The organism is Gordonia sp. (in: high G+C Gram-positive bacteria) (assembly GCF_020438995.1).
Lineage (GTDB): Bacteria > Actinomycetota > Actinomycetes > Mycobacteriales > Mycobacteriaceae > Gordonia.
In genome coordinates this window covers 1-7,689 of sequence record NZ_JAGQTN010000172.1, presented here as the reverse complement: position 1 = coordinate 7,689, position 7,689 = coordinate 1, and the positions used below count along the sequence as shown (strand labels likewise).

The following is a 7,689-nucleotide window of genomic DNA, read 5'->3' as shown; positions in this document are numbered from 1 at the left end:
TGCGCCTGTACCTGCGCGCCCGGAACGGCCGAACAGATCGCCGACCGGGCCGGTGCGATCATCGTCGGCACGCCGATCTCGGTGCGCGAGGACGCGACGGGTTCGCGCAGCGTGGTGCGCGTCTCCCGCAGCTACAAGCGTCGTATGCCCCAGACCATCACCATCGTCAGCGCCTCACCTGCCGGTGCCTGCGGGATCACCCTGACCAAGGGACAGACGCAGACCATCGTGCTCGGCTGGCCCGGGGGTGGCGTCACCACCAAAGCCGGCGAGTGGGGAGCGTCGCTGTGCGACAACATGACGGCCGACACCTCGGCTCTCATCGCCCGCGCGGGTCCGGCGTTCTCGCCGATCAAGACCAGCGGCACCAGGCCCGCCGGAGATCCGGGATCGAGTAGCAGCAGTAGGAGCTACATCGGTATCGGTGTGGCGGCAGGAGTCGGGCTGTTGCTCGCCGGTGGCACCGCCCTCGTACTGATGCGGCGCCCCGGCTGAGTCCTAGGCGCTGCCGTTGAAGAGGCTGGTCACCGAACCGTTCTCGAACACTTCCTGGATCGTCTGCGCCAGCAGCGGGGCGATCGACAGGACCGTCAGGTTCTCGAACCGCTTGTCCTCGGGGATCGGCAGCGTGTCGGTGGCGATGACCTCCTTGGCGCCGCAGGTGGCCAGCCGCTCAGCCGCCGGATGCGAGAACACGCCGTGGGTGGTGGCGATGATGACATCGCCGGCCCCGGCCTCCTTGAGCACACGCACCGCGCCGGCAATGGTGCCGCCGGTGTCGATCATGTCGTCGATCAGCACGCAGGTCTTACCTGACACGTCGCCGACGACACGGTTCGCCTTGATCTGGTTGGGTACGTCGGGGTCGCGGGTCTTGTGCACGAATGCCATCGGCGCGCCGTTGAGTGCGTCGGCCCACTTCTCGCCGACCTTCACGCGGCCGGCGTCGGGTGAGACGACGCAGATGTTGTCGGTGCCGTAGTGCTCACGGACATAGCCCGCGAGCTGACCGAGGGCATGCATGTGGTCGACGGGACCGTCGAAGAAGCCCTGGATCTGGTCGGTGTGCAGATCGACGGTGATGATGCGGTCGGCGCCCGCGGTCTTCAACAGGTCGGCGATGAGGCGGGCCGAGATGGGTTCACGGCCGCGGTGCTTCTTGTCCTGACGGGCGTACGGGTAGAACGGCAGGATCACGCTGATGCGCTTGGCCGATCCGCGCTTGAGTGCGTCGATCATGATCAGCGCCTCCATCACCCACTGGTTGAGGGGGTTGGGGCAGCTCTGCAGAACGAAGGCGTCCGATCCGCGCACCGACTCCTCGAACCGGACGAAGATCTCACCGTTGGCGAAGTCCGTCGCGGTCTGCGGCGTGATCTTCACGCCGAGCTCGTCGGAGACGGCCTGGGCGAGTTCGGGGTGGGCACGGCCAGAGAACAGCATCAGGTTCTTCTGGTTGTCAGTCGTCCAGGACATCGAATCTCTTCTACTCGGGGCTGTCGGGGTGCGTGGGGGCTGTCGTGCCGGGTCAGGCGTCGGTGCTTGTGGAATTGTCGGACTCTGCGTCGTCGCCGGTGCGGTGCAGGGCGTCGAGGGCGGCCTTCGCTGCGGCAGTTCCCGGGCGCTTGCGCGGCACCCAATCCTCGATGATGCGCTGTGACCCGGCCGACACCGCAAGCGCCCCCGGCGGAACGTCTTCCCGCAGGACCGTTCCGGCACCGGTGTAGACGCCGTCACCGATCTGAACAGGGGCGACAAACATATTGTCAGAACCCGTGCGGCAGTGGGAGCCGATCACCGTTTTGTGCTTGTTCACACCGTCGTAGTTGACGAACACGCTCGCCGCGCCGATGTTCGTGTGGTCGCCGATCTCTGCGTCGCCGACGTACGACAGGTGCGGAACCTTGGTGTTGTCGCCGATCCGGGCGTTCTTGGTCTCCACGAACGCGCCGATCTTGCCGGATTCTCCAAGTTGCGTGCCGGGACGCAGGTACGCGAACGGCCCGACGGTGGCGCCGTCGCCGATCACCGCCTCGCTGCCGTGGGTGCGGATCACCTGCGCGCCGCTGCCGACCGTGACGTCGGTGAGGGTGGTGTCGGGGCCGACGACGGCGTCCTCGGCGATAGTGGTGCGTCCGCGCAGCTGAGTGCCCGGTTCGATGGTGACGTCCGGCGCGATGGTGACGTCTACGTCGATCCAGGTACTCGGCGGGTCGACGACGGTGACCCCTTCGAGCTGGTGTGCGCGGATGATGCGGCGGTTCACTTCGGCGGCGAGATCGGACAGCTGGGCACGATCGTTGCAGCCGGCGACCAGGTACGGGTCGTCGACGATGTGCGCGCAAACGGTGCCGCCGGCTTTGCGGGCGATCGCGATGACGTCGGTGAGATAGAACTCGCCCTGGGCGTTGTCGGAGGACACCTTGGTCAACGCGTGACGCAGCAGGGTGGCGTCGAAGGCGTACACACCGGCGTTGACCTCGGTGATCCCGAGTTGCTTCTTCGATGCGTCCTTGTGTTCGACGATCGCCTTCACGGACTTGCCGGAGCGGACGATGCGCCCGTACCCGGCCGGGTCGTCGGCGATGAAGCTGGTCAGGGTGACGGCGGCGCCGCGACCTGCCATATGCGTACCGATGACGGCGTTGAGCGTGGCGGTATCGAGGAGCGGTACATCGGCCGCGGTGACGACGACGGTGCCGGTGAAGCCGGCGGGCAGGCCACCGAGCCCCACACTGGCAGCGTCCCCGGTGCCGCGGGGTTTGGGCTGCTCGACGATGGTGACGGGGATGCCGAGTTGTGCGGCGATCTCATCGACGGCGGCACTGACGCGTCTGCGCTTGTGCCCGACGACGGTCACCAGGTGCTTCGGGCTCAGCCCTGCCGCGCCGTGCAGGGCGTGACCGAGCAGGCTGCGCCCGGCGAGGGTGTGCAGGATCTTCGGGGTTTTCGACTTCATCCGGGTGCCCGCTCCGGCCGCGAGCACAATCACCGCGATGTCGGTCATGAGATTTCTCCGCTCGTCCCGGGCCCGGCGGCCCGTCTGTGAGTATCAAGCCCAAAGCCGGTGGCCAGGATAGGTGCCTGCACCTGATAAAACCAATATGACGGGAAGTTCGACCAAACGGATCACCAATGGAGGTACCTGTAGTGAGCACACAGAAGGTTGCGATCGTCACCGGATCGGCGCGCGGCATCGGCGCGGCGGTCGCGCGCAGGCTGGCAAGCGACGGGCTGGCGGTGGCCGTTCTCGACCTCAACGCCGACTCGTGCGCCGACACCGTGAAGTCGATCACCGATGCCGGCGGCAAGGCCATCGCCGTGGGAGCCGACGTATCCGACGCCGACTCGGTGGCCGCGGCCGTCGACACGGTCGTCACCGAACTGGGCGCCCCCACCGTCCTGATCAACAACGCCGGCATCATTCGCGACAACATGCTGTTCAAGATGAGCGTCGACGACTGGGACGCGGTCATGGCCGTGCACCTGCGTGGCGCGTTCAACATGTCCAAGGCCTGCCAGAAGCACATGGTCGACGCCGGCTGGGGCCGCATCGTCAACCTGTCGAGCACCTCGGCACTCGGAAACCGCGGCCAGGCCAACTACTCGGCCGCCAAGGCCGGCATGCAGGGCTTCACCAAGACCCTGGCCATCGAGCTCGGCAAGTTCGGCATCACCGCCAACGCCATCGCCCCCGGCTTCATCGCCACCGAGATGACCGCCGCCACCGCCGCACGCATGGGCGTGGAGTTCGAGGACTTCAAGAAGGCCAGCGCCGCCGCCATCCCGGTCGCCCGCGTCGGTGAGCCCGAGGACATCGCCCACACCGCCTCGTTCTTCGCCAGCGAAGGCGCCGGCTTCGTCTCCGGCCAGGTCATCTACGTCGCCGGCGGCCCGCGCGGCTGATCCCTCCCACGGTTCCCGCTCGCATGAGCTGTCGCCACGGTGAGCGGGAATCGAGTTGCGGCGCCGACGGCGTGCTGTGGCACAATCGTCAGCGCAGTAATCCCCCATGGTGTAATCGGCAACACTTCTGATTTTGGTTCAGGCATTCTAGGTTCGAGTCCTGGTGGGGGAGCAACCATAAGGCCAGTTCAGCGCCGGTTTTCAGGACAGCGTGTCGTTCCGGTGACGATATGGCACGCGAGGACCTCCGAAAATCGACCATGGCCAGGCACTCCAACAATCTGACGGGGGATTGTGCGTTAAGCGGCCAGAGTCAATCGGATGACAGCCAAGATCGCTTTTGTGATGATGGCGTCATGCGCAGACGACATCCACAGTCACGGTGAAGCGTCACTGTCCACGGTGCGATAGCGATCGAGTCCGCGGCAGCAAGCACACTGCCGGTGAAGTCACCACACGCGACTTTTACTGCGAAGCATGCCAGTTCGGCGAGGAGTGCAGCTCCGCTGCCGCCGATTACGTCACGTGGTGGCAGCGTTGGGAGCCCGACGACCCCGATCTACGCAACAACGAGTACGGGGTTCCTCCTCCTCGCCGCCGGGCGACCTGACTATGAGTCTCGACGAGCTGATCAGGGCGGTCTGTGCGGATCCGGCGGACGACGCCCCGCGCCTGGCCTATGCCGACACGGTGGCCGCCATCGACCCCGCGCGGGCCGAGTTGATCCGCATCCAGATCGAGCGGTTCCGCCGCGAGGAGGCGGTCGGTGCGCTCGTCCGCAACCCCGGCGAGCGCGAGCGCATCCTGCTGACGTGCCACGGTGCGACCTGGGCCCGCGAAGTGGCGCCATACACCCGGCCATGGGGAGGCACTGGCAATGTCTTCCCGGCCTGGGACTTCGATCGTGGATTCGTCGCCGCGGTCGGGGCCAGTGCCACGGTAGTCGCCGATAAGGACTGCCCGCTGCCGCGCCTGGCGCCGATCGAGCACCTCAGCCTGACAGGCCCCGGGCCCTACACCGCCGCGCTGACCGCGCCATGGCTGGCCCAGATCCGCTCACTGACGGCGACCCATCTGGAACTGGGTGACGACGACGCCATCGCCCTCGCCCAGCGCGGCCACCTCGACCGCTGGTCGCCAGGTCGAGCCACGTCACTTGGACTCGCGCGACCAACGACTCTCCGATCATCACTTACCGCGGTAACAGGCGCCATCGCTCGGTGCATTCCGGGCACTCGGGGAGGCCGTCGGGTGTCTGCGTATTGACAAAGAACACTCCGCAGAGGGCTCTCATCGCGGTGCCTTTCACGACGCTGCCAGCGATGTGCTCGCGGTGGGAGTAGTGGGCTACTTGTCCCGGTATGGATTCCGCGAGGGTGCCGCGTTCCACCAGATCCGCGAGTTCGTTGACTCGACTGGACCAGTGGCCGGGTTCGGCGATATTGCTGTAGGAGTCCTTGTACCGATCCCAGCTCTGCTGAGGTGGATTGATTGTGGTCAGCACTCGCACAATCGCCAGCCAGAACAGTTCGCTTCCGGCGTGACGCGGTTCTGGGACGATGTCGACGACGATCTCGTCTGCCTGATAGTCGCCCTCCCGGACTTCAGCGACGGCGACCGTGACGTTGGCCATCATCCCCAATTGGGCGGCGGGATGCGGGAGTTCGAATCGAGTTTGCCCGCCCGTGAGTACCTGCCGGAGCGCACCTGCGACACGTTGCTGAACCACCAGTTCCCATTCGGTCAGAAGCGCCGCTGCCCGTTCTCGTTTCAGAAGGCGAACGTCGGTGTCAGTGGGCATCCATCGCGATGGGTCGGAACTGTTCCGCGCAACGTTCTGATAAAAGTCGTCGTGATCCCCGTGTTCACCTTTGGCCAATCCTGCGACGAGGAGCCAACATACATCCAGCTCGCGGTCGTGCCACACACCACCTCGCCATTGGCCCGCCCTGATTTTCAGCAACGGCAGACTCGTGCTGGAGGCGATCGGGCCGTCGTGTTGTCGTCAGCCGGGTCGTCACCAAACGACGCAACTGCTTTGGCAAGAATGGGGTGTGGCAACTCCGACAGTGGGTGCAACGGCGTCAGGTCGTCAGTCTGTAAACACCGCTTCGGGTGAGGCGACTCCCAGTCGGAACTGAGGTCATCACGCAGCAGGCGGATCGTGGGACGGGCTCTGCGGAGATGCACCATGCCATGATGCCCCAGCAGTAGCCGCCTACCTACTTACAGCAAGTCGGCGAGTTCGTCGATCGCGCCTCCACGAGTCGTGCTCTGGGAGGCGAAGCGTTCGGCGAGTTCGCGGCGGTCACGTTGGCGGCGTTCTTCGAAGGCGATGAGGTCGCCCAGCGCGATGCGGCGGTCTCGGCCGACGCGGTGGGACATGATTTCGCCTTGGTCGAGGAGCTTGTAGAGATGGGTGCGGCTCATTCCGAGCCGTGCGGCGGCTTGGCTCGGGCTAAGTGTCGTGGTTGGGGAGACTGCGGCGAGGTCGTCGCCGGCACGCACACAGTCGATCACGCTTTGCAGGAGATCACGCATCTCAGGACCGACACCGGAGGCCGCGAACTCACCGAGCGCATCGATCTGCTCGGTGGGGATTCTATCGGTGCGGATGGTCTTCATGCGTCTGATCCTTTCATACCTAGATGATATACATGACTTAGATGTCACAGATGAAACTACCCTTCGGTGGCGAGGGTGGCAACTGAGAACCTCGATGACGATCATCACTACAGTCGCCGGACGGGTCCGGCGTGACGGTGTAGGACCAAAGACCCGAACTTGCCGTGTGATCGGGGATGTGTGGGGCCTGGGCTCCACACTGGAGGCGGACGCACAGGTATCGACGGGGACGGCTCGAATGACGGAAAACCGGCAGACCAGGTCGACGTCGACCAAGATCGCTATCGTGGGGGCGGGCGCGGTCGGCACCGCCGTCGCCTACTCGTCGCTGATCCGTGGCGTGGCTCGCACCGTGGCGTTGCTCGACATCAACAAGGCCAAGGTGACCGCGGAGGTGCTCGACCTGTCGCACGGTCTGGAGTTCGTGCCACGCGCCGACATCATCGGCGACGACGACGTGGCGGTGTGCGCGGGTGCCGATGTGGTGGTGTTCACCGCGGGAGCCAAACAGAAGCCGGGCCAGTCGCGGCTCGAATTGGCCGAGGCGACAATCGGATTGACCAAGAAGATCCTGCCGGGCCTGCTGGATGTGGCCCCCGACGCGATCTATGTGATGGTTACCAATCCCGTCGATATCGTCACCTACGCGGCGCTGAAATTCAGCGGGCTGCCACGTAATCAGCTGTTCGGCTCGGGGACGGTGCTCGACTCTTCGCGGCTGCGGTTCCTGCTGTCCCAGTACACCGGTGTGGCACCGCAGAATGTGCACGCCTATATCGCCGGCGAGCACGGTGACAGCGAGATCCCGTTGTGGACGTCGGCGACGATCGGCGCGGTGCCGCTGCTCGAATGGGAGGCGCTGCCCGGCTATCAGCCGCTCGATGAGGCGGCACGCCGATCCATCCACCACGACGTGGTGCACGCCGCGTACAAGATCATCGAAGGCAAGGGTGCCACCAATTACGCGATCGGGCTAGCAGCTACCCGCATCGTCGAGGCGATCCTCAAGGACGAGCACCGCATCCTGCCGGTGTCCACGGTCGCCGAAGGGTTCGCCGGCCTCGATGACGTGTGCCTGTCGTTGCCGGCGGTGGTCGGCCGCTCCGGTTGTGGTCGGCGCCTCGACGTCAAACTGTCCGACGACGAGCGCGCCGGCCT

General features: G+C 65.5%; 8 protein-coding genes and 1 tRNA gene. 5 read left to right on the top strand and 4 right to left on the bottom strand.

The window, feature by feature from the left end:
* A partial coding sequence (locus KDB67_RS12790) for a hypothetical protein (protein WP_291016206.1) occupies positions 1 to 495 on the top strand: 495 nt, incomplete at its 5' end.
* A gap of 3 nt (positions 496 to 498) precedes the next feature.
* Here the strand turns inward: KDB67_RS12790 and KDB67_RS12785 are convergent.
* Both KDB67_RS12785 and glmU read right to left on the bottom strand, forming a co-directional pair.
* Positions 499 to 1,476: a ribose-phosphate diphosphokinase gene (locus KDB67_RS12785; protein WP_291016205.1), complete on the bottom strand. Its 978-nt coding sequence runs from the start codon at positions 1,474 to 1,476 to the stop codon at positions 499 to 501.
* 52 nt (positions 1,477 to 1,528) lie between these two features.
* A complete protein-coding gene (gene glmU, locus KDB67_RS12780) occupies positions 1,529 to 3,007 on the bottom strand; it encodes a bifunctional UDP-N-acetylglucosamine diphosphorylase/glucosamine-1-phosphate N-acetyltransferase GlmU (protein ID WP_291016204.1) in 1,479 nt (492 codons plus the stop codon).
* 143 nt (positions 3,008 to 3,150) lie between these two features.
* Here glmU and fabG point away from each other — a divergent pair, with 143 nt between their 5' ends.
* From fabG to KDB67_RS12765, 3 genes are all read left to right on the top strand, one after another.
* Positions 3,151 to 3,906 (top strand): 3-oxoacyl-ACP reductase FabG, encoded by a 756-nt coding sequence (fabG, locus tag KDB67_RS12775; protein ID WP_291016203.1) that lies wholly within the window; start codon positions 3,151 to 3,153, stop codon positions 3,904 to 3,906.
* A 100-nt stretch (positions 3,907 to 4,006) separates the two neighbouring features.
* Positions 4,007 to 4,078 (top strand) — tRNA-Gln (locus KDB67_RS12770).
* A 440-nt stretch (positions 4,079 to 4,518) separates the two neighbouring features.
* Positions 4,519 to 5,172 (top strand): TIGR02996 domain-containing protein, encoded by a 654-nt coding sequence (locus tag KDB67_RS12765; protein WP_291016202.1) that lies wholly within the window; start codon positions 4,519 to 4,521, stop codon positions 5,170 to 5,172.
* On the opposite strand, the gene KDB67_RS12760 is transcribed toward KDB67_RS12765, so the two are convergent.
* Positions 5,099 to 5,707, bottom strand: coding sequence for a DUF3039 domain-containing protein (locus KDB67_RS12760; RefSeq protein ID WP_291016201.1), 609 nt, complete (start codon positions 5,705 to 5,707; stop codon positions 5,099 to 5,101). The genes KDB67_RS12765 and KDB67_RS12760 overlap by 74 nt on opposite strands.
* A gap of 425 nt (positions 5,708 to 6,132) precedes the next feature.
* Positions 6,133 to 6,531 carry a helix-turn-helix domain-containing protein gene (locus KDB67_RS12755; protein WP_291016200.1) on the bottom strand — a complete coding sequence of 133 codons (399 nt, stop codon included), beginning with the start codon at positions 6,529 to 6,531 and terminating at the stop codon, positions 6,133 to 6,135.
* Between the two features lie 238 nt (positions 6,532 to 6,769).
* Here KDB67_RS12755 and KDB67_RS12750 point away from each other — a divergent pair.
* The coding region (locus KDB67_RS12750; RefSeq protein ID WP_291016199.1) for an L-lactate dehydrogenase at positions 6,770 to 7,689 on the top strand (920 nt) is incomplete at its 3' end.

Excerpts from the sequence above, each read along its gene's own strand:
- KDB67_RS12760 (WP_291016201.1), bottom strand. The coding sequence starts at position 5,707 with ATGCCCACTGACACCGACGTTCGCCTTCTGAAACGAGAACGGGCAGCG.
- KDB67_RS12765 (WP_291016202.1), top strand. The coding sequence starts at position 4,519 with ATGAGTCTCGACGAGCTGATCAGGGCGGTCTGTGCGGATCCGGCGGAC.
- KDB67_RS12785 (WP_291016205.1), bottom strand. The coding sequence starts at position 1,476 with ATGTCCTGGACGACTGACAACCAGAAGAACCTGATGCTGTTCTCTGGC.
- KDB67_RS12755 (WP_291016200.1), bottom strand. The coding sequence starts at position 6,531 with ATGAAGACCATCCGCACCGATAGAATCCCCACCGAGCAGATCGATGCG.
- glmU (WP_291016204.1), bottom strand. The coding sequence starts at position 3,007 with ATGACCGACATCGCGGTGATTGTGCTCGCGGCCGGAGCGGGCACCCGG.